This is a genomic window from Micromonospora sp. NRRL B-16802 (genome assembly GCF_001279555.1).
Lineage (GTDB): Bacteria > Actinomycetota > Actinomycetes > Mycobacteriales > Micromonosporaceae > Micromonospora > Micromonospora profundi.
In genome coordinates, this window is the sequence record NZ_LGEB01000097.1 from 1 (window position 1) to 21352 (window position 21352).

20 protein-coding genes are annotated in these 21352 nt (G+C 70.8%); 12 read left to right on the forward strand and 8 right to left on the reverse strand.

The window, feature by feature from the left end:
- The first annotated feature begins 117 nt into the window (after nucleotides 1-117).
- Both ADK66_RS25475 and ADK66_RS25480 read left to right on the forward strand, forming a co-directional pair.
- On the forward strand, nucleotides 118-1971 hold the full coding sequence (locus tag ADK66_RS25475; protein ID WP_053659613.1) for a hypothetical protein: 1854 nt from the start codon (nucleotides 118-120) through the stop codon (nucleotides 1969-1971).
- Between the two features lie 187 nt (nucleotides 1972-2158).
- Nucleotides 2159-3850: a discoidin domain-containing protein gene (locus tag ADK66_RS25480; protein ID WP_053659615.1), complete on the forward strand. Its 1692-nt coding sequence runs from the start codon at nucleotides 2159-2161 to the stop codon at nucleotides 3848-3850.
- Between the two features lie 51 nt (nucleotides 3851-3901).
- Here the strand turns inward: ADK66_RS25480 and ADK66_RS25485 are convergent, their stop codons facing one another.
- Nucleotides 3902-4768, reverse strand: a complete 867-nt coding sequence (locus ADK66_RS25485) for a metallophosphoesterase (RefSeq protein ID WP_053659617.1) — start codon at nucleotides 4766-4768, stop codon at nucleotides 3902-3904.
- A gap of 139 nt (nucleotides 4769-4907) precedes the next feature.
- Between ADK66_RS25485 and ADK66_RS25490 the strand changes: the two genes are divergently transcribed.
- Complete coding sequence (locus ADK66_RS25490; RefSeq protein WP_053659619.1) at nucleotides 4908-5759, forward strand: alpha/beta fold hydrolase; 852 nt, start codon at nucleotides 4908-4910, stop codon at nucleotides 5757-5759.
- A 106-nt stretch (nucleotides 5760-5865) separates the two neighbouring features.
- Here the strand turns inward: ADK66_RS25490 and ADK66_RS25495 are convergent, their stop codons facing one another.
- From ADK66_RS25495 to ADK66_RS25515, 5 genes are read right to left on the reverse strand one after another with little or no spacing between them, the layout of a single operon-like run.
- Nucleotides 5866-6495, reverse strand: a complete 630-nt coding sequence (locus tag ADK66_RS25495; RefSeq protein ID WP_053659621.1) for a hypothetical protein — start codon at nucleotides 6493-6495, stop codon at nucleotides 5866-5868.
- On the reverse strand, nucleotides 6492-7898 hold the full coding sequence (locus ADK66_RS25500; RefSeq protein ID WP_053659623.1) for a selenium-binding family protein: 1407 nt from the start codon (nucleotides 7896-7898) through the stop codon (nucleotides 6492-6494). Before ADK66_RS25500 ends, ADK66_RS25495 begins: the two co-directional genes overlap by 4 nt.
- 15 nt (nucleotides 7899-7913) lie before the next feature.
- Complete coding sequence (locus tag ADK66_RS25505; RefSeq protein WP_053659625.1) at nucleotides 7914-8645, reverse strand: ABC transporter ATP-binding protein; 732 nt, start codon at nucleotides 8643-8645, stop codon at nucleotides 7914-7916.
- Nucleotides 8618-9451, reverse strand: a complete 834-nt coding sequence (locus ADK66_RS25510; protein ID WP_053659627.1) for an ABC transporter permease — start codon at nucleotides 9449-9451, stop codon at nucleotides 8618-8620. The genes ADK66_RS25505 and ADK66_RS25510 overlap by 28 nt, the downstream gene beginning before the upstream one ends.
- Complete coding sequence (locus ADK66_RS25515; RefSeq protein ID WP_053660027.1) at nucleotides 9448-10428, reverse strand: aliphatic sulfonate ABC transporter substrate-binding protein; 981 nt, start codon at nucleotides 10426-10428, stop codon at nucleotides 9448-9450. The genes ADK66_RS25510 and ADK66_RS25515 overlap by 4 nt, the downstream gene beginning before the upstream one ends.
- A 180-nt stretch (nucleotides 10429-10608) precedes the next feature.
- Between ADK66_RS25515 and ADK66_RS25520 the strand changes: the two genes are divergently transcribed.
- Nucleotides 10609-11793 (forward strand): LLM class flavin-dependent oxidoreductase, encoded by a 1185-nt coding sequence (locus ADK66_RS25520; protein ID WP_053659629.1) that lies wholly within the window; start codon nucleotides 10609-10611, stop codon nucleotides 11791-11793.
- Between the two features lie 111 nt (nucleotides 11794-11904).
- Here the strand turns inward: ADK66_RS25520 and ADK66_RS25525 are convergent, their stop codons facing one another.
- A complete protein-coding gene (locus tag ADK66_RS25525; protein WP_053659631.1) occupies nucleotides 11905-12300 on the reverse strand; it encodes a hypothetical protein in 396 nt (131 codons plus the stop codon).
- 334 nt (nucleotides 12301-12634) lie between these two features.
- Here ADK66_RS25525 and ADK66_RS25530 point away from each other — a divergent pair, with 334 nt between their 5' ends.
- From ADK66_RS25530 to ADK66_RS25555, 6 genes are read left to right on the forward strand one after another with little or no spacing between them, the layout of a single operon-like run.
- Entirely contained in the window at nucleotides 12635-12937 is a 303-nt protein-coding gene (locus tag ADK66_RS25530) for an urease subunit gamma (RefSeq protein WP_053659633.1), read from the forward strand.
- Nucleotides 12934-13275: an urease subunit beta gene (locus ADK66_RS25535; RefSeq protein WP_053659635.1), complete on the forward strand. Its 342-nt coding sequence runs from the start codon at nucleotides 12934-12936 to the stop codon at nucleotides 13273-13275. Before ADK66_RS25530 ends, ADK66_RS25535 begins: the two co-directional genes overlap by 4 nt.
- On the forward strand, nucleotides 13272-14975 hold the full coding sequence (locus tag ADK66_RS25540) for an urease subunit alpha (protein WP_053660030.1): 1704 nt from the start codon (nucleotides 13272-13274) through the stop codon (nucleotides 14973-14975). The genes ADK66_RS25535 and ADK66_RS25540 overlap by 4 nt, the downstream gene beginning before the upstream one ends.
- Entirely contained in the window at nucleotides 14975-15676 is a 702-nt protein-coding gene (locus ADK66_RS25545) for an urease accessory protein UreF (protein WP_053659637.1), read from the forward strand. Before ADK66_RS25540 ends, ADK66_RS25545 begins: the two co-directional genes overlap by 1 nt.
- Nucleotides 15666-16430 carry an urease accessory protein UreG gene (gene ureG / locus ADK66_RS25550; protein ID WP_082377661.1) on the forward strand — a complete coding sequence of 255 codons (765 nt, stop codon included), beginning with the start codon at nucleotides 15666-15668 and terminating at the stop codon, nucleotides 16428-16430. Before ADK66_RS25545 ends, ureG begins: the two co-directional genes overlap by 11 nt.
- Nucleotides 16430-17185 carry an urease accessory protein UreD gene (locus ADK66_RS25555; protein ID WP_053659640.1) on the forward strand — a complete coding sequence of 252 codons (756 nt, stop codon included), beginning with the start codon at nucleotides 16430-16432 and terminating at the stop codon, nucleotides 17183-17185. The genes ureG and ADK66_RS25555 overlap by 1 nt, the downstream gene beginning before the upstream one ends.
- A 696-nt stretch (nucleotides 17186-17881) precedes the next feature.
- Here ADK66_RS25555 and ADK66_RS25560 read toward each other — a convergent pair.
- Nucleotides 17882-18385 carry a MarR family winged helix-turn-helix transcriptional regulator gene (locus ADK66_RS25560; protein ID WP_082377662.1) on the reverse strand — a complete coding sequence of 168 codons (504 nt, stop codon included), beginning with the start codon at nucleotides 18383-18385 and terminating at the stop codon, nucleotides 17882-17884.
- Nucleotides 18386-18481: 96 nt separating this feature from the next.
- Between ADK66_RS25560 and ADK66_RS25565 the strand changes: the two genes are divergently transcribed.
- Together ADK66_RS25565 and urtA are read left to right on the forward strand one after the other, a co-directional pair.
- Nucleotides 18482-19564, forward strand: coding sequence for a substrate-binding domain-containing protein (locus ADK66_RS25565; protein ID WP_053660032.1), 1083 nt, complete (start codon nucleotides 18482-18484; stop codon nucleotides 19562-19564).
- A gap of 505 nt (nucleotides 19565-20069) precedes the next feature.
- Nucleotides 20070-21314, forward strand: a complete 1245-nt coding sequence (gene urtA / locus ADK66_RS25570; protein ID WP_082377684.1) for an urea ABC transporter substrate-binding protein — start codon at nucleotides 20070-20072, stop codon at nucleotides 21312-21314.
- Nucleotides 21315-21352: the final 38 nt, after the last annotated feature.

Consider the following 21352-nt stretch of genomic DNA (forward strand, 5'->3'; position numbering starts at 1 on the left):
GGCGATGGGGTGGGTGGGCTTGTGGGATGGCGTGACGGCTTGGGGGCGGGTAGAAACGGGGGCAAGAGAGCGCTCTCTTGCTGGGCGCCCGTCTGGCCAGTGGATTGGACGAACCGCATGACAAGCCCGTCCCGACGTACCCTCCTTCTCGCTCTGCTGGTGACAGCCGCCGTCACCATGACCAGCACCGCCGCCACCGCCGGTCGCCCCACGGGCGGCGCTCCCGACTTCGGACCCAACGTGACGATCTTCGACCCGGCCATGCCGGTCAGCGAGATCCAGCGGACCCTCGACGCGGCCCACGCCCGCCAGGTCGACAACGAGATGGGCACCGAGCGGCACGCGTACCTGTTCAAGCCCGGCACCTACGGCACTGCCGAGCGGCCGTTGCAGGCCAAGGTCGGCTACTACACCGAAGTGTCCGGCCTCGGGGCCTCGCCCACCGACGTCACAGTCAACGGCAAGCTGGAGGTCTACAACCGCTGCCTCGCCGACGGCGGCACCGGCAACTGCCTCGCGCTCGTCAACTTCTGGCGCACGCTGTCCAACCTGTCGCTCACCATCAACGCCGCGGGCCAGGACGACTGCCGGTCGACTGCGAACTTCTGGGCGGTGTCCCAGGCGGTGTCGATGCGCCGGCTCAACATCAACGGCGGCGGGCTGTCGTTGATGGACTACTGCACCGCCGGCCCGCAGTACGCAAGCGGCGGCTTCATCGCCGACTCGCGGCTGCCGGCCACCACGAACGGGTCCCAGCAGCAGTGGCTGACCCGCAACAGCGAGGTCGCCAGCTGGTCCAACGCCGTGTGGAACCAGGTCTTCGCGGGCGTGGAGGGCGCGCCCGACGACGCCACGTTCCCCGACCCGCCGTACACCACCCTCGACACCACGCCGCTGAGCCGGGAGAAGCCCTACCTGTTCGTCGACGGCAGGGGTCGCTACAACGTGCGGGTGCCCGCCGCGCAGCGCGACAGCCGTGGTGTCTCCTGGGCCGACGGCATCACGCCGGGCCGGACCATCGGCATCGGCGACTTCTTCATCGCGAAGCCGTCCGACCCGGTGCACGTGATCAACAGCCAGTTGGCGCGCGGTAAGCACCTGCTGCTCACCCCCGGCGTGTACGACATCGCCCGCAGCATCGAGATCCGCCGCGCCAACACAGTGGTGCTCGGCATCGGGCACGCCACGCTCACCGCCGTCAACGGCGCCGTCCCGCTGGACGTCGCAGGTGTCCCCGGCGTGATCGTCGCCGGTGTCACCGTCGACGCCGGCACCGTCGAGTCACCGGTCCTGCTGCGGGTCGGCCGTCAGCACGGTCACCAGGCCAGCAGCCGCACCAACCCGACCACGCTGTCCGACGTGTACTTCCGTGTCGGCGGCCCGCACATCGGCCGGACCAACACCGCGCTGGAGGTCAACAGCGACAACGTGCTCATCGACCACACCTGGGTGTGGCGCGGCGACCACGGGGTCGAGGGCTTCACCGAGGGTGTCAACGGCGACACCGACCGCTGGCGCACCAACACCGGTCGCTACGGCGCCGTCATCAACGGCGACCACGTGACCGCCACCGGCCTGTTCGTCGAGCACTTCCAGCGCTACAACACGGTCTGGAACGGCGAGCACGGCACCACGATCCTCTACCAGAACGAGCTGCCGTACGACCCGCCGACGCAGGCTGACTGGATGAACGGCCGGGTCAAGGGGTGGGCCGGCTACAAGGTCGGCGACCGGGTACGCCACCACACCCTGTACGGCGGCGGGGTCTACGTCTTCAACCAGAACAACCCGTCGATCCGCACCGAGAACGGCTTCGAGGTGCCGAGGCGGCCGGGCGTGAAGCTGCACCACATCATGACCGTCAACCTCAGCGCCGGCACGATCGACCACGTGGTCAACGGAGTCGGCGAGGCTGCCGACATGACGAAGGTCGGTGCGCCGGTCTACATCGCGGAGTACCCCACCCCGTAACGGGTCCGCGTGCCGGAACGGGGGTCGGAGCCGCGGTGGCTCCGACCCCCGCCCCCGTCCGGCAGCTCGATTGAATCTTCCGCTTCACTGGCCGCAAATTGCAACGCCCAGTCAAACTCTTGCGGGTCGACATCCGTTGCTGCCACGATGACCGTCAATGCCTTCCGTCCCGAAGGAGTGGTCACCCATGGCGGTCTCCCGCCGCGGATTCGTCGGATCGGTGCTGGCCGGGTCCGCCCTCGCCGCCACCTCCACCACCGAACTGCTCGGCGCCCTGGCCCGACCCGCGTACGCCGCCAGCCCGGTGGGCGACGTCGTCGGCAAGGTGTCGGTCGGCTACCAGGGCTGGTTCAGCGCCCCCGGCGACTCCGCACCCATCGGCGGCTGGTGGCACTGGGGCCGGGACCGGTTCCAGCCCCCGTCACCTGCCAACACCACGATCGTGTCCTGGCCGGACATGCGCGAGTACACGCGTGGCTACCCCACCGCCTACCCGAACCTCGGCAACGGCTCGCCCGCCACCCTCTTCTCCTCCTACGACCAGCAGACAGTGGACACCCACTTCCGCTGGATGCAGGAGCACGGCTGCGACACCGCCGCGCTGCAACGGTTCAACCCGTTCGGCGACGAGGGCCCGACCCGCGACGCGATGACGCAGAAGGTCCGCTCCGCCGCCGAACGCCACGGCCGGAAGTTCTACATCATGTACGACGTCACCAGCTGGACGAACATGCAGTCGGAACTCAAGACCGACTGGACCACGAAGATGTCAGCGCACACCGCCTCCCCGGCGTACGCCCGGCAGAACGGCAGGCCGGTCGTCTGCATCTGGGGCTTCGGCTTCGACGACCCCGGGCGACCCTTCGCCCCGGCACCCTGCCTGGAGGTCGTCAACTGGTTCAAGGCGCAGGGCTGCTACGTCATCGGCGGAGTGCCGACCTACTGGCGGCAGGGCGTCAACGACTCGCGCGCCGGCTTCCTCGACGTCTACCACGCCTTCAACATGCTCTCGCCGTGGATGGTGGGCCGGACCGGCACCCTGGAAGGGCTCGACTGGTTCCACACCAACGTCAACGTGCCTGACCTCGCGGACTGCGCGGCGCGGGGCATCGACTACCAACCGTGCGTGATGCCCGGCGACCTCTCCTCGGGGCACCGCCGCCACGGGGACTTCTACTGGCGGCACCTCTACAACATGATCCGACTCGGTGCCCAGGGCCTCTACGTGTCCATGTTCGACGAGTACAACGAGGGCAACCAGATCGCCAAGACCTCCGAGACGCAGGCGACGACCCCCGCCGGGGCGGGCATCCGGTCACTGGACGAGGACGGCGTCGCCTGCTCCGCCGACTACTACCTGCGGATCACCGCCGACGGTGGCCGCATGCTCAAGGGCCAGATCGCGCTCACCCCCGTACGCCCGACGCCGCCGGTGCTCGGCGGCACGCCCCCGCCGCCCGGCGGTGACCTGGCCGCCGGCCGACCCACCGCCGAGAGCAGCCACACCCAGATCTACGGCTCCGGCAACGTGGTCGACGGTGACCCGAACAGCTACTGGGAGAGCGTCAACGGCGTCTTTCCGCAGTGGGTCCAGGTCGACCTGGGCGCGACGCGTACCGTCGGTCGGGTGGTGCTCAGGCTGCCGCCGTCGGCGGCCTGGGGCACCCGGACGCAGACCCTCGCTGCGCACGGCAGCACCGACGGAACCAGCTTCGGCACGCTCGTCGCCGCGGCGGGCCGCACCTTCGACCCGGCCACCGGCAACCAGGTGACGCTCACCGTCGCCGCCGCGCAGACCCGCTACGTGCGGATCACCGTCACCGGCAACACCGGCTGGCCGGCCGGTCAACTCTCGGCTCTGGAGGTCTACGCCAGCTGAACCGTCGCAGGGGTGGCCACCGGCTCCGGCCGTTGGCCACCCGATGGCCCGTCAGCCTGTCGTCTGCCGCATCCGGCGCATGTCCTCCGCCGGGTCGATGGTGCGTACCGGGCGGGGCGTGGACCCGCGCCGACGCCACTCGCGCGGATAGCCCAACGAGACCTCCTCGAAACGCACACCGTCGTGGAAGGTCGTACGCGGAATGTGCAGGTGCCCGTAAACCATCGTGGACGCGCCGAAGCGCAGGTGCCAGTCGCGGGTGCGGACCGTGCCGCACCACTGGGCGAACTGCGGGTACCACAGCACGTCGGTGGGCTCGCGGACCAGGGGGTAGTGGTTGACAAGCACTGTCGGCAGCTCCGGGTCGAGCTCGGCTAACCGGCGTTCGGTCTCGGTGACCCGGGCGTCGCACCACGCCTCCCGACTCGGGTACGGGTCGGGGTGCAGCAGCGCCTCGTCGGTGCACACCACCCCGGCCGCGTACGCAAGGTCCAGTGACTCCTGCTTGGTGCGCGCCTCGGGCATCCGGAACGTGTAGTCGTACAGCGTGAAGAGCGGGGCGATGGTGGCCGGACCGCCCGCGCCGTCCCACACCGGGTACGGGTCCTCCGGCGTGCTGACCCCCAGCCGCCGGCACAGCCGCACCAGCTCCTGGTAGCGGGCCTCGCCGCGCAACTGCACCGGGTCGTTGGGAGGCGTCCACAACTCGTGGTTGCCCGGCGCCCAGATCACCTTCGCGAAACGGCTGCTCAGCAGCCCGAGGGCCCACTCGATGTCGGCGTACCGCTCGGCCACGTCGCCGGCGACGATCAGCCAGTCGCCGTCGTGCTCCGGGCGTAGCTGCTGGACGAACTCCCGATTTTCCGGATAGCCGATGTGCAGGTCGCTGACAGCCCGTAGCCGAGGGGGAGGAGTCACCCCCCAACGCTAGGCCGCCCGGCGGGATCGGAAAACCCCTGTTCCTGCGACGTTGGGCGATCCATCGGTCCGCATATCCGGCGGCCTGACGGGAAAGCGCGGACGTCCGACAGCCCCGATCCGGAGCAGGAGACACAACATGCCTTTCATCACCGTAGGGACCGAAAACTCCGCGCCCATCGACCTGTACTACGAGGACCACGGATCCGGTCAGCCGGTGGTGCTGATCCACGGCTTCCCGTTCAACGGGGCGACGTGGGAAAAGGAGGTCACTCCGCTGCTCAACGCCGGATACCGGACCATCACCTACGACCGGCGCGGCTTCGGCAATTCGGCCCAACCGGCGTTCGGGTACGACTACAACACTTTCGCGGCGGACCTCGACGTGTTGATGACCGAACTGGACCTGCGGGACGCGATCCTTGTGGGCCACTCGATGGGCACCGGCGAGGTCGTCCGCTACCTGGGCAACTACGGCTCGCAGCGGGTGAGCAAGGCCGTGCTGCTGAGCCCGCTGCAACCGATGCTGGCCAAGGCCAAGGACAATCCGGAGGGCGTGGACACAAGCCTCTTCAAGGGCTTCCAGGACGCCATCATCAAGGACCGCTTCGCCTACCTCACCCAGTTCTGCGACGCGTTCTTCAACTACAGCGAGAACAAGGGCAAGCTGGTCAGCGACGAGGCGTACCGGGCGCACTGGCAGATCGGCGCGATGGGCTCGGCCAAGGCCACCCACGACAGCGTCGACGCCTGGCAGGAGGACTTCCGCGGCGACCTGCCGAAGATCGACGTGCCGGTGCTGATCGTCCAGGGCGACAAGGACAACGTGCTGCCGTACCCGGTCACCGGTCAGCGGCTCGCCCCGATGATGCCGACGGCCCAGCTCGTCACCCTCAAGGGCGCACCGCACGGTATCCCGTGGACGAACGCGGACGACGTCAACAAGGCGATCATGGCCTTCCTGAAGCAGCCGGCGAAGGCCCGCGCCTGACCGCTCCGGCTCGCTGACACCACGGCGGCGACGCAGCCGCCACGCCCGACCCGTGCTGGCCTCCGGCCGGCGCGGGTCGGGCCGCTTCGCGCCCAGAGGCTGGAGCTCACGCTCGAATCAGCGTGACCACCCCGGCTGCAACGAGCACACCGGCCCAGAGCCGGTCGACGTTGAACCACGCCCGGCGCAGCACCCCCACCCCGAACACCTGGTAGACAAGCACCGCGACGACCAGTGCGGTGCCGAGCATTGCCACTGTGTGCACCCCGGCCGCCGCCAGCCCGGGCAGCGCGCCCATCGGCGCGGCGGACAGGTGCCCGGCGTGGCCCCCGGCCGTGGGCTCGTGCACAAGCACCGGCAGCAGCATCAACCCCGCGCCGTGCGCCGACGACATGAGAAACGACCAGCCGGCGAGCTGCGCCGCTGACATCCGCATCCCCGCCCAGCGGAAGTGCCGCTCGGACAGCAACCGCCACAACCCGAAACCCACAAGGAGTACGCCGCCGGCAACCGCCAGGATGGTGCTCGCCGTCACCGAACGGGTCGCGGTGACCAGCGCGGCGACGATCCCCACCGAGGCCAGATGCCCCGCCGCGATGGGCGGCAGCGAGCGCAGCAGGGCCGTCCTGCTGCGCTCCTGCAGGCCGCGGGCCACCGCGAACAGCCAACCCATCGCCGGATTCAGGCCGTGGAACGCGCCGAGGGCGGCGAGCGTCACCCAGGTGCCGACGGTCACGGGAAGCAGTACGAGTCGGAGGATGCGTCCCCGCCCTGCAACCGCGTCTGGTGCACGCGCAGGCCACGGAACTCGTCGCCGTGCGGGAAGAACCTGACGTCCGGGGTGAGACCGCCGGCTTCCACGTCGACGTCCAGCTTGGCCAGCCAGGCGCCCACCCCGTCCGGATAGAACTGGTCGTCCCAGGCGCCGTAGAGGGAGTTGCTGACGTAGACCCGCCGGCCGTCCCGGCTCACCTCGACCATCTGCGGGCCGCCGGCCAACGCCTCGTCCGGCGCGGACGGGTGCGCAGTGCGGCGGACGATCCCGCCGAGGTGCACCGAGCCCGTCAGCACCGGGTGCAGCGGGTCGCTGACGTCGTACTGGCGCAGCTCCCCGGTGCCCCAGCAGGAGACGTACAGGAAACGGTCGTCGACGGACAGGTCGATGTCGGTCACCAGCGGCGGCACCGCGCCGAACGGCTTGAGCAGGTCGGGCAGGTCCGCGGGCTCGGCCGGTTCCGCCGGAATGTCGATCACCTTGGTGACCGCCCAGGCGTCGCCGTCGCGGTGCCACAGCCAGATCGAGGCGGACAGGTCCTCGACGCTGATCACCACCCCGACGAACCCGTACGACTTCGTCGGGTCGTGCGCCGGGCGTAGCTCCAGTGGCATCTGATACTGGTCGCCCAGGTCGACCCGCTGCACGTGCCGGCGCTTCGCGAGATCCCAGAAGTGGATGGCGTGACCGTAGCGCCGGCCCAGCAGCAGCTCACCGATGATGCCGTCCTCGATCATCGACGGGGTGCCCCACTCGCTTGTGACAAGCACGTCCTGGGTGAGGTGCCACCACATGTCGTACGCCAGGAACTGTGGCCCCCGGTCGACCTCCCACGCCCCGCGTACCTCGAATGTGGTGTGGTCCAGGATGGCGATGCCGCCCGGACCCTCCGCGCCGTCCGCGCCGCCGAGAGCCGAGACGTAGATGCCGTCCGGGCCACAGTGCACCGTGTGCGGGCGGGAGTAGCCGGCGCGCTTGGCCAGCTCCTCCGGCCCGATCACCTTCACCACCTGGGGTTGGCGCTGGTCGGGCTGGGTGTCGATGACGTGGATCCGCGACGAGCGCAGGCCGGGCACGATCAGGTAGCGCCGCTCGACGTGCGGGTGCGGGGCGGTCGGGCAGAGCGCACTGCTGCACGCGTTCCAACCGAAGTGGTGCAACTCGTCGCCCAGGTGCGGCAGGTCGGTCCAGCCGACGACCCGGCCGTAGTCGGGGGAGTCGGGGTCGGTGTCCAGCACCACTATCGCGTCAGGCCGGGTGGCTGTCCGGTCGAACGCCGCCACGTAGGCGAGCTTCTCCGCGGGCGCGTTCACCGCCTCACCGGGGGAGGGATAGAAGGTGGGGTCGGGGGTCCAGCGAGCCATCGAGGTCTCCGCTCGTCAGATGGTGGGAACGCCGAGTTGGTCGAGCAGGTGCCGGCGCAGCGCGCCGAAGGCCGGGTCGTCCGGCGTACGGGTGGGTGCCAGGTCGACAGGCAGGTCCGCAGCGATGCGGCCCGTGTCCAGGAGCAGGATCCGGTCGGCGAGCAGCAGGGCCTCCTCCACGTCGTGGGTGACAAGCAGGGCAGCGAAACCGTGCTCGGCGCGCAGCCGGCGCAGCAGCATCTGCATCCGCAGGCGGGTCAGCGCGTCAAGGGCGCCGAACGGCTCGTCGAGCAGCAGCAGGTCCGGTTCGCGGACCAGCGCACGTGCGACGGCCACCCGCTGTGCCTGCCCACCGGACAACTCGGCAGGCCAGGCCCGGTGCCTGTCGGCCAGCCCGACCTCGGCGAGCGCCCGCTGGATGCGGCCGGCCGGATCGGGGCCGGACAAACCGAGCCCGACGTTCGCCGCGACCCGCTTCCACGGCAGCAGCCGGTGTTCCTGGAAGACCACTGCGGCGGTGCCGTGCACGGCGATCTCGCCGCCGGCCGCGCCGTCCAGCCCGGCGAGGATGCGCAGCAGCGTGCTCTTGCCCGAACCGCTGCCGCCCAGCAGGGCCACTACCTCGCCCCGCGCGATGCTCATATCGACCCCGGCCAGTACTGTCGTCGGCCCGAACGCGCGGCGGACCGCCCGGGCGGTGAGCACGGGCGCCGCACCGGTCAGGTGGCCCGCAGTCCGCGACGCCATGTCAACATCTTCCTCTCCGCAACACGCAGGGCAAGGTCGGATATCAGTCCGAGCAGGGCGTAGACGAGCAGGCCGAGCACCACCACATCGGTCTGGCTGAACTCGCGGGCCTCCATCATCAGGAAGCCGATTCCGGTCTGGGCGTTGACCTGTTCGCCGACGACGAGGCTGAGCCAGGCCGCGCCGATGGCCAGCCGCAGGCCGAGGAACAGCGCGGGCAACGCACCGGGCAGCACGACGTGGCGCAGTCGGGCGGCCTGGCCGAGCCCACAGGTACGGGCCGCCTCGACAAGCCGTTCGTCGATGTCCCGGATGCCGGCGTAGGTGTTGAAGTAGATCGGGAAGAACGCACCCAGGGCGACCAGACTGATCTTGAGCGGTTCGCCGATGCCGACCCAGATGATCAGCAGCGGGACCAGCCCCAGGTGCGGCAGCATTCGGCCCATCTGCACAGGCGGGTCCACAAGGTCGTCGCCGAGCCGCAGCAACCCCGCCACCGTGCCCAGGATCAACGCCAGCACGCCGCCGATCAGCAGCCCGACTCCGGCGCGGGTGAGCGAGTCGACCAGGTGTACGGCGAGCGTCCCGTCACGGGTCAGCCGCCAGCCGGTGGCCAGCACCTCGCTCGGCGCGGGCAGCTTCTCCGGCGCCAGCAACCCGACCCGGGCCGCTGCCTCCCAGCCCAGCACCAGCACGACCGGGCTCACCAGCCGTCGCCACCGCCGGGCCGGCCGCTCACGGCGAGCCGCGACCGGCGCGGCGGCGGGGACCTCGGCGGGGGCCTCGACGAGAGTCGTACGGCTCACCGGAACACCTCGCTGAACCGGTCGTCGATCCGGGACCGCATGTCGACAGGGCCCGGGATGAGGCCCAGCGAGATGAAGCTGTCGGTGATCGCCTGGAGTTCGTCGCCGATGTCCGGGCCGACCGGGGCGAGCGGCTTGGCGCTGCGGGCGAGGGCGCGGCTGGTGACGTCCTCGGGGATCTTCAGCTCCGGCGCGAGGATGCGGGCCCGTTCCTGCGGGTTGGCGATGCCCCAGTCGGTCACCTCGCGGTACCGCTTGAGGAACGTGCGGATCTCGTCGGAGCGGTGTTCGACGGCGTCCGGTGCGGCCAGGACGTACTCGCGGTTGCTGGCCAGCCCCGTCGCGTCCGCGAGCACGCGGACCCCCGGCTGCTCGGCCAGGGCGAAGTACGGATCCCAGATCACCCAGGCGTCGACCTGCCCGTTGTCGAACGCGGGTCGGCCCTCGGCGGGTTTGAGGTACTTGACGTCGATGTCCTGCAACGTCATGTTGTTGGCCTCCAGCAGCCGGACCAGCAGCCAGTGCACGTTGGAGCCCTTGTTCAGGGCGACCCGCTTGCCCTTCAGGTCGGCGAAGGTGCGGTAGCCGCTGTCGGCCTTGACCAGCACGGCCTCACCCTGCGGGATCGGCGCGGAGGTGCCGATGACGGAGAACGGGATCTTGCCGGCCGCGGCGAAGACCGGTGGGGCCTCGCCGACCTGTCCGATGTCGATGGATCCGGCCTTGAGTGCCTCGGTGAGCGCCGGTCCGCTCTCGAACAGCGACCACTGCACTCCGGGGGTGGCGTCGCGCGCCTTGACCAGGCTCAGCCCGCCGAAGCGCTGGTAGCCGATGCGGAGCGTACCGGCGTCGTCCTTGGCGTCGGCGGACCCGCCGCAGGCGCTCAGGGCGGTCGTGGCGATCAGGGCCGCAGCCGTCAGGGCGGCCGTGACCAGCCTGCGGCGATGCAGGTGGCGGCTCGTCGAGGGGGTACGCATGGCGACTCCTTGGGTCGGGCAGGTGAACCGGGCCACGTCGACCGGTAGGGGTCGGGGCGGTCGGTAGCCTACTAACCCGATAGGTTTTATGGGTAGAGTGGCGGCGGGATCGTCCCAACCCTCAGGAGCGGCCCTCCCACCGCAGTGCCTACCGACCACGCACCGAAGGAAAGAGCCGAGATGACCCTCACCTTCCACTGGTTCCTGCCGACAAACGGCGACAGCAGGGACATCGTCGGCGGCGGACACGGCATGCCGTCCGGCACTGCCGGTCGTGCCCGACCAGCAAGCGTCGCCTACCTCGGGCAGATCGCCCGCACCGCCGAGCAGCTCGGCTTCGTCGGCGCGCTCACCCCGACCGGCGCGTGGTGCGAGGACGCCTGGCTGAGCACCGCGATGCTCACCGAGGTGACGGAACGGCTCAAGTTCCTTGTCGCCTTCCGACCGGGTCTGCTGGCACCCACCCTGGCCGCCCAGATGGCGTCCACCTTCCAGCGGCTGTCCCGGGGTCGGCTACTGCTCAACGTGGTCACCGGAGGCGAGTCCCAGGAGCAGCGGGCGTTCGGCGACTTCCTGGACAAGGACGCCCGGTACGCGCGGGCCGACGAGTTCCTGCACATCGTGCGCGGGCTGTGGCGAGGTGAGACAGTCGACCACACGGGCACCCACCTGCGCGTCGAGCAGGCGCGGCTGCACCGGCTGCCCGACCCGACGCCACCTGTCTACTTCGGTGGCTCGTCCGCCGCCGCACTGCCGGTGGCGGTACGGCACAGCGACGTCTACCTCACCTGGGGCGAACCGCCGGCCCAGGTCGCCGAGAAGCTCGACCGGGTACGGTCGCTCGCTGCCGCCGCTGGCCGTGAACTGCGCTTCGGCATCCGGCTGCACGTCATCGCCCGGGACACCGCGGACGAGGCGTGGGCGCAGGCCCGTCGCCTGCTCGACGGCATCGACGAGGCTGACATTCTGGCAGTGCAGAACGGGCTACGCCGCAGCGAATCCGAGGGGCAACGCCGGATGCTCGACCTGCACGGCGGCTCCCGCGACGGACTGGAGGTCGCACCCAACCTGTGGGCCGGCGTCGGGCTGGTCCGTGGCGGCGCCGGCACCGCGCTCGTGGGCAGCCACACCGAGATCGCCGATCGGATCGCCGAATACCACGCGCTCGGCATCGACGAGTTCATCCTCTCCGGTTATCCGCACCTGGAGGAGGCGTACTGGTTCGGCGAAGGTGTGCTGCCGATCCTGCACGAGCGCGGGCTGTGGCGGCACCCCGATGGTCAGCCGGCGACCGAGCACGTCGACGTCCCGTTCGCGGGAGCGCCCGGGCCGCGCCGCGAGCCGGAGCCCGCCGCGGCCCACTGATCCCATCGCGCTCTCGACTGCGGGTCAGGAGTCGTGGCCAGCAGACCCTGACGACGGGCATCCCAACGTCACGCCCGGCCGGGGCGACCCACGTCCCGGCCGGGCCGTGCCCTAGCGGTTCCGGCTGGCCAGCGCCCTGCCGATGCGCCGTCCCGCGAGGCTCACCACAGTGCTGCCGGCGGCCATGCCGACAAGCACCAGGAATCCACCGACCGCCCACAACCCGCTGTCGTCGGTCGACGCGGCCTGCCACGACCAGGCCACAGTGAAGGCGATCGTCATCACCGGCGCCACCAGCCACGGGCTCAGCCGCGTACCGGCCAGGGCGGCGAGCAGCACGAGCGTCAACACGCAGCCGATCACCTGCCACGGCTCGTACGGACCGCTCGTCGAGCTGGTCTCCGGGTCGACCGTGTACTCGGTGTCCCAGCCCAGCCAGAGCAGCCACACCCCGACCGTCGCCACCGCCAGGAACGCAGCGCCGAACAGTTTCTGATTACCCCTCATCGCCGTCACCGGGTGATCATCCCCTGCGCGTCTCCGGACACCCTGAGCACCCGTACCCACCGTCGCGGGCACGGCTGTGATCCCGAACGGACTGTTGCCCCGGCCCGTGGCGGTCCTCTACGGTCTGATCAAGCGGTGGGCGGTGCGGTCCGCATCCGACCGGAAGCCGCCGGGTGCTCGTCGCGCGGGCCGGGATGGTGGAGTCCCGGGTCACCCCGTCGGCAGCGGGCCAGGCGGTCGTGTGACTCCAGCTCGTACCCCGGGATGTTGCTGTCCCGGTGCGGCTCCCTGCGGAGCCGGCGAGCCGGGCACGCCGATCCCACCGGGAGATCCCGTGTTCCTCAGCCCGCACGAGCAGGACCGCCTGCTCGTCCACGTCGCGGCCGATGTCGCCCACCGCCGCCGAGAGCGCGGCCTGCGACTCAACTACCCCGAGGCCGTCGCGCTCATCACCGCGTTCCTGCTCGAAGGCGCCCGCGACGGCCGGTCGGTGGTCGACCTCATGTCGGCCGGCCGGACCGTGCTCACCCGCGACGACGTCCAGGACGGCATCCCCGAGCTGCTGAGGGAGGTGCAGGTGGAGGCGACGTTCCCGGACGGCACCAAGCTCGTGACAGTGCACCACCCGATCCCGTGATCCCCGGGGAGATCCTGCCGGCCGATGGCCCGGTCGAGATCAACGCCGGCCGTCCGGTGACCACGCTGCTCGTGGTCAACACCGCCGACCGCCCGGTGCAGGTGGGCTCGCACTACCACTTCGCCGAGACCAACCCGGCGCTGACATTCGACCGGGACGCCGCCTGGGGGCAGCGGCTCGCCGTACCGGCAGGCACGTCGGTACGGTTCGAGCCGGGCGTCAGCCGCAGCGTGGACCTGGTGCCCCTCGGCGGCCTGCGCATCGTGCCGGGCCTGCGCGGGGAGTGCGCCGGGCCGCTGGACCAGGCCGCACCGACGGCCGACGGGCCGGCGCGGTGAGCGCCGTGCGGCGGGACCGCTACATCGACCTGTACGGCCCCACCACCGGCGACCGCATCCGTCTCGCCGACACGAACCTGCTCATCGAGGTGGAGACCGACCACTGTGTCGGCGGCGACGAGGTGGTCTTCGGCGGAGGCAAGGTGATCCGCGAGTCGATGGGACAGTCCCGGACCACCCGCGCCGAGGGCGCCCTCGACACCGTCATCACCGGCGCCGTGGTGCTCGACCACTGGGGAGTCGTCAAGGCCGACGTCGGGCTGCGCGACGGCCGGATCGTCGCCCTCGGCCGTGCGGGCAACCCGGACACCATGCCCGGCGTCCATCCCGACCTGGTCATCGGTCCGGCCACCGAGGTGATCGCCGGCAACGGGCGGATCCTCACCGCCGGCGCCGTCGACACCCACGTGCACTTCATCTGCCCGCAGATCGTCACCGAGGCGCTGGCCAGCGGCATCACCACGCTCGTCGGCGGTGGTACGGGCCCCGCCGAGGGAACCCGGGCCACCACCGTCACCCCGAACGCGTGGCACCTGGCCCGGATGCACGAGGCGCTGGACACGCTGCCGGTGAACATTCTGCTGCTCGGCAAGGGCAACACCGTCTCCACCGAGGCGCTCTGGGAACAGTTGCGGGCCGGCGCGGGCGGTTTCAAGCTGCACGAGGACTGGGGCACCACTCCGGCAGCGATCGACGCCTGCCTACGGGTGGCCGACGCCTCCGGTGTCCAGGTGTCGATCCACACCGACACCCTCAACGAGGCCGGTTTCGTGGCCGACACCCTGCGTGCCATCGGCGGGCGGGCCATCCACTCGTACCACACCGAAGGTGCCGGAGGCGGGCACGCGCCGGACATCATCACCGTGGCCGGCGAGCCGAACGTGCTGCCGTCCTCGACGAACCCGACCCGGCCGTACACCCGTAACACCCTCGCCGAGCACCTGGACATGCTGATGGTCTGCCACCACCTCAATCCGTCGGTGCCGGAGGACCTGGCTTTCGCCGAGAGCCGGATCCGACCGTCCACGATGGCCGCCGAGGACCTGCTGCACGACCTCGGGGCGATCTCGATCATCGGCTCTGACGCCCAGGCAATGGGCCGGGTCGGCGAGGTGATCCTGCGGACCTGGCAGAGCGCGCACGTGATGAAGGAACGGGTGGGCGCCCTGCCCGGCGACGGCGCGGCCGACAATCACCGCGCCCGGCGGTACGTCGCGAAATACACGATCTGCGCGGCCATGGCCAACGGGCTGGAACGGGAGATCGGCTCCGTCGAGCCGGGCAAGCTCGCCGACCTGGTGCTCTGGGACCCGGCCTTCTTCGGGGTACGCCCACACCTGGTGATCAAAGGAGGCATGATCGCGTACGCACAGATGGGTGACGCCAACGCGTCGATCCCCACCCCGCAGCCCATGCTTCCGCGCCCGATGTTCGGGGCGTACGGGGCTGCCGCGGCGGCCACCAGCCTCACCTTCGTGGCCCCGGCCGCGCTCGACGCCGGGCTCCGCCTCGATGTGCGGCGGAGGGTGGTGCCCGTCGCCGACGTACGGTCCCGGGGCAAGGCCGACCTGCCGGAGAACAACGCGATGCCCCGGATCGAGGTGGAGCCGGACACGTTCACGGTCCGGATCGACGGTCAGGTGGTGGAACCGGACCCGGTGCCCCAACTGCCGATGGCCCAGCGGTACTTCCTGTTCTGATGGCGACGTCCAGCCTGCTCCTGCTGCTTGCCGACGGGCGCTTTCCGGCCGGCGCGCACGCGCACTCCGGCGGCCTGGAGGCGGCCGTCGCGGCGGGCCGGGTCGACGACCTGGCCTCGTTGGAGGCGTTCCTGATCGGCCGGCTGGCCACCGCCGGACTGGTCGGTGCGGCGTTCGCGGCGGCGGCGCACCGGGCGGCAGCGCCAGACGGCACCGGGGCGAATGAGCACGCCGGGGCCGCCCTGGCGCGGCTCGACGCCGAGCTGGACGCGCGGACCGCCTCCCCGGCGCTGCGCGCCGTGTCCCGCCGGCAGGGCCGGGCGCTGCTGCGCGCCGGGCGGGCGATCTGGCCGGACGCCGCGTTCGCCGACCTGCCCACCACCCCCGGCGGAGCGCACCAGCCGCTCGTCCTGGGGCTGCTCTGCGCCGCCGCCGGCCTCAGCCGCACCGAAACCGCGACCGTCGCCGCGTACGGCACGGTGACCGGTGCGGCGAGCGCTGGCGTACGCCTGCTCGGCCTCGACCCGTACCAGGTCCAGGCCCTGCTGGTCGGCCTCGCCGACGCCTGCGACGGCATCGCCGCCGACGCGGCGCGGGTCGCCGACGACCCACCGGAGCGGCTGCCGGCCGCGGCCGCTCCACTCGCCGACATCTCAGCCGAAGTCCATGCCACCTGGGAGGTGCGTCTCTTTGCGTCCTGACACCGCTGTACCCGCGTCCGCCGCCGAGCCGACCGCTGTGCCGCACGACGAGTCCGTTCCGCATACCCACCCGGAACCGGGGGTGGACCCGCACCCGCCGCTGGCGCGGGCCGGCCGGGCGCTGCGCGTCGGCATCGGTGGGCCGGTCGGCTCCGGCAAGACCGCCCTGGTGGCGGCGCTCTGCCGAGCCTTCGCCGGAGAGTTGCGACTCGGCGTGGTGACAAACGACATCTACACGACCGAGGACGCCGACTTTCTCAAGCGGGCCGGCGTGCTCGATCCGGAGCGCATCCGCGCCGTGGAGACCGGTTGCTGCCCCCACACGGCCATCCGCGACGACATCGGCGCCAACCTCGACGCCGTGGACGAACTGGCCGAGACCGTCGGCCCGCTGGACCTCGTGCTTGTGGAGAGCGGTGGCGACAACCTCACCGCCACCTTCAGCCGGGGCCTTGTCGACCGGCAGATCTTCGTGGTCGACGTGGCCGGCGGGGACAAGGTGCCGCGCAAGGGCGGACCGGGGGTCACCGCCGCCGACCTCCTGGTGATCAACAAGACCGACCTTGCGCAAATGGTGGGTGCCGACCTGGGGGTGATGGACCGGGACGCCCGCGCCCGACGCGGTGACCTGCCAACCCTGTTCCTGTCCATCGTGGCCGATCCAACGGCGGGCCGGGTCGCCGACTGGATCCGGCACGAACTGGCCCACCACGCGGCTCTGTACCCACTCGCCGTGTCGCCCGGCACGACCTGATGCGGGCGTCCGCCCGGCTGGTGGCCCGGGCCGACGGGCGGGGTGGCACGACCCTTGTCGAGGTGCACGGCGAGACGCCGCTGCTGCTGCGTCAGACCCCGGCCCGAAACGGCACCCCCACGGTGTACGTCGTGGGAGGCGCCGCCGGCCCGCTGGCCGGCGACGACCTCCGGTTGGACATCGAGGTGGGGGCCGAGGCGGCGGTACGGGTGCACTCGGTCGCCGCGTCGGTCGCCCTGCCCGGCCGTCCCGGTGCCGTGTCCCGGATGGTCGTGCGGGCGGCGGTGCACGCCGGCGCCACGCTGCACTGGTTGCCGGAGCAACTGGTCGCGGCGGCCGGTTGCGCGCACCTCGCCGAAGCCCACATCGACCTGGCCGCAGGGGCAAGCCTGCGCTGGCGCGATGAGTTGATCTGTGGCCGTTTCGGTGAGGCGCCCGGCAGCGCCGTCGTCCATACCCACGTCGACCACGACGGCCAGCCGCTGCTGCGGCAGTCGCTGGCCGTCGGGCCGCACGCGCCCGGCTGGGCCGGCCCGGCAGTGCTCGGCGGAGCGCAGGCCACCGGCTCGCTGCTGGTGGTCGACCCGTCGCGACCCGCCGAACCACCCCAGGTGCTTGCCGACGGAGCCGTCGTGCGACTGCCCCTCGCAGACGGGCCGGCAACACTGTGGACCGCGACCGCCCCGGACGCACACACCCTGCGCGCCCACCTGACCGTTGAGGCTCGCGCGCACGCGGCCGGGTGGGCTTGCTGAGGGCTGGTGCCACGGCGGCGGCAGAGACGGCATGGCGGCTGGGCGGCACGGGCCTCCCGGAGGGCGGCGTCCACCTCGTTGCGCCTCGGCGTCGGCGTGCGCGGCCCGCGGCGGACCTGTCGGCAGCGGCTTTGTCGCCGTCGGTCCCGTCGGCAGCGGTCCTGTCGCGGTGCCCGTCGAGGGCCGCCGGCTGTGACCGCGTGCCGGCAGGCATTGAGCGTGGCACGACGCCGGCGCGCCCGCGGCACTGACGGCAACGACCAGGGAACCACTGACGGCCGCGACCAAGGGGTGCAGTCGTCTCTGCTCGGGCAGGTTGGTCCGAAGCGTGATACCTGTGAGTCATCAAGGTGACTCACAGGTATCACGCTCTAGAACCGTCCCGCCGAGGGCTGCTCCAGGGCGGCCCCCACCCATGGCTCGGACCCGCGCCCGCATCGCTGCTGGGACCCAGGTTCTCGGCATCGACCGGGACCAGGTTTCGGCATCGACCGGCGCGTTCGTTGTGGCGGGATCGGCGCAGCACCCTCGCGGCTGCCTGGGGTGCCGCGATGGCCTGGGAAAGCGCGAGGGGCAGGCGGTGGCGGGCTCTGATGTGGCGCAGACACCGGGCTCTGATGTGGGGCAGGCGTCCGGCGTTCGTGTGAGCGCGGGTATCCGCCGGTGTGGGTACAGGCATCCGGGCGGAGGCGGAGGTCAGCGGTGCAGGCCCGCTGCGGTCGCGCGGTCGTGGTTGTGGTCGCGGTTGTGGTTGTGGTCGTGGCGGGAGGCCGGGTCGAGACGGTCGACCAGGGTGGCGAGCTGGTCGGTCAGGTCGGCCAGGTCGGTGGCGTCCCGGAGGCCCACCTCGGCGAGGTTGGCCCGGATCTGCTGGTCGATGCGCTCGTGCTCGCGGCGGCCCCGGGCCGTCAGGTACGCGCGGATCCGCCGGCGGTCCAGCACGTCTACGCGGCGGAAGACGAGGTTACGGTCGACGAGTTGATCGACAAGCTTGGTGAGGGTGCCGGGCGGCAGGAACGCCTCGGCGGACACCTCGCTCATCGGGTGGCCCTGACCGTCGGCGAGCAGGCAGAGCACCCGCCACGCCTCGATGGTCAGCCCGTCTTCGGCCAGGACGGCGCCCAACCGGCGGGAGAGCAGCCGTTCGGCGCGAGTGAGCGAGCGCAGCAGGTCGGCTGGCGCCCCGGGCACGTCTGACATGGATCTCCCTGGTCCGGTGGCCCTGCCATGCTACCGAGTCGTCCCGGTCAGTGGTGAGGTCTGGTCTTCCGACCAGGGCCGGGCAATCATGTGCTCATGTCCGCGCCGGCAGCGCCGTGGCTCACCGTCGATTCGGCCGTGGTCAGCATCGCGCTGGTGTACCCGATGCGTGGGCCGGCGGGAATGTTCGGCCCGACCTGTGAACTCTGCGCCCAACTGGCGGTCGAGGAGATCAACAGGTGTGGCGGGGTGCTGGGCCGGGAGGTGCGGCTCGTTCCGGTCGACGGCGGCGCCCCGCCCGTCCAGGTGGCCGCCGAGGTCGAGGCGCTCGTGTCGGTCGGTGCCGTGCAGGGCGTGACCGGATGGCACATCTCGTCGGTGCGCCAGGCGCTGGCGCCCAGGGTCGCGCACCGGGTGCCGTACGTCTACACAGCCCTGTACGAGGGCGGTGAGCGTACCGAAGGGGTCTTCCTCACCAGTGAGACGCCGGACGCCCAACTGTGGCCGGCCATGCGGTTGCTCGCAGGGGAGCAGGGCGTACGCCGCTGGTTCGTGGTGGGCAACGACTACGTGTGGCCCCGGCGTACCGCGCGGGCGGCCCAGCGGTACGCGCTGCGAGGTGGTGGTCAGGTGGTGGGACTGGGTTTCCTGCCGCTGGAGACGCACGACTTCGACGAGGTGCTGCGCCGCATCGAGCACAGCGACGCCGACGCGGTGCTGATGCTTCTCGTCGGCGCCGACGCGGTTCGTTTCAACAGGGCGTTCGCCCGGTCCGGTCTGGACCAGCGCTGCCTGCGCCTGAGCACCCTCATGGACGAGAACATGCTGCTGGCCAGCGGTGCCGGTGCGACTCGGCGGCTATACAGCACGGCGGGCTTCTTCGCCGGCCTGGTGACCCAGGAGAACCTCGACTTCCACGGGGAGTTCGCCCGTCGGTTCGGGGTGGAGGCGCCGCCGCTGGGCAGCCTGGGAGAGTCCTGTTACGAGGGTGTGATGCTGCTGGCCGCCCTCATCGGACAGGCACGGACCCTCGACGTGCGGGCGATAGAGACGGCGGCCGACGACGTGGCGTACCACGGGCCGCGTGGGCGGCTGCGGCTGCGGCAACGGCACGTGCGGCAGCGGATCTACCTGGCCGAGGCAGACGGGCTCGACTTCACGGTGCTCGCCCAGCTCTGACCGGTGCAGCACCCGGTCGGCGACGATCGGCGCCTGACGATCGCACCAGCGCGGCGCCGGTGCTTGACAGCGGCACCCGGCACGGCCCTAAGATGCTTCCTGTGTGAAGGATCTGGCTTGCGGGCCGGACCCCACAAATGTGCGCCCACCGCCGGCGGAATCGCCCGCCGACCATTGTGGTCGCACTGATCCGCAGATTCCTTTGACGGGCCGACATCGCTATTCAGCGCGGTGGCGGTCCGTTTTCGCGTATCCGTCGAGCGGTGGCGCGGAAACAGTCAATTAAGGACTGGGAAACCTTGACGCAATGATGCCGGTCGACGCTTTCGGTGCCCATATCCGAGCCGATGCCCGGTCGACGTCCACCCGCCGCACCAGACATCGCCCGCCTCAGCTCCACGGACCGCACCGCACCGTCAGGCACGACATCGACGCAGCCACGACCGCCCGGTCGATGGCGCCGAACGTCCATTCGCCACTTCACGTGCACCGCAGGGGAGAATTGATGTCACTATTCCGGGGCCGCCGCATCCTGGCGGGTGCCATGACCCTGGTCGCCGCGGCCGCGATGACCGCGTGCGGCAGCAAGACCAGCGACGAGGGCGGCGCGGCCGGCGTCAGCGCTGACATCTCCGGCGACACCGTCAAGGTGGGCCTGCTCAACTCGCTGTCCGGGACCATGGCGATCAGCGAGGTCACCGTCCGCGACTCCATCATGCTCGCCGTCGAGGAGATCAACGCCGCCGGCGGCGTCCTCGGCAAGAAGATCCAGCCGGTCGGCGAGGACGGCGGATCGGACTGGCCCACCTTCGCTGAAAAGGCCGAGAAACTCATCTCCGAGGATCGCGTCGCCGCCGTCTTCGGCTGCTGGACGTCGGCCAGCCGCAAGGCGGTCAAACCGGTGTTCGAGAAGAACAAGGCGCTGCTGTTCTATCCGGTGCAGTACGAGGGACTGGAGCAGTCGCCGTACATCTTCTACACCGGTGCGACGACGAACCAGCAGATCGTTCCCGGCCTCGACTACCTCAAGGCGCAGGGCGTCAAATCGGTCTACCTGGTCGGCAGCGACTACGTCTTTCCGCGTACGGCAAACAAAATCATCAAGGCGTACGCGACGGCGAACGGGATGAACGTGCTGGGCGAGGATTACGCCCCGCTGGGTTCGACCGAGTTCGGCACGATCGTCAACAAGGTCAAGTCCTCCGGTGCCGCCGCCGTTTTCAACACCCTGAACGGCGACAGCAATGTGGCCTTCTTCAAGGAGTACAAGTCGGCAGGCCTGACCGCAGCCGCGATGCCGGTGGTGTCGGTGTCGATCGCCGAGGAGGAGGTCAAGGGCATCGGCACGCAGTATCTCGAAGGCCAGTTGACCGCCTGGAACTACTACCAGACCACGCCCGGCGCGGCGAACGCGAAGTTTGTGGCCGCGTACAAGGCGAAGTACGGCGCGGACAAGCCGACAAGCGACCCGATGGAGGCCGCGTACGTCGGGGTGTACCTGTGGAAGGCGATGGTCGAGAAGGCCGGCGCGTTCGACGTGGAGAAGGTTCGTGCTGCATCCGACGGGATCACCTTCGACGCGCCCGAAGGTCTGGTCACCGTCGACGGGGAGACGCAGCACATCGCGAAGACCGCCCGGATCGGCAAGGTCGGTGCCGACGGTCTGATCACCGAGGTGTGGAACTCCGGCAAGCCGATCGAGCCGGACCCGTACCTCAAGAGCTACCCGTGGGCGAGCGGCCTGAGCTGACGATGCCGGCCCGGGCGGGCCGTGTTGCCGCGCGGCCC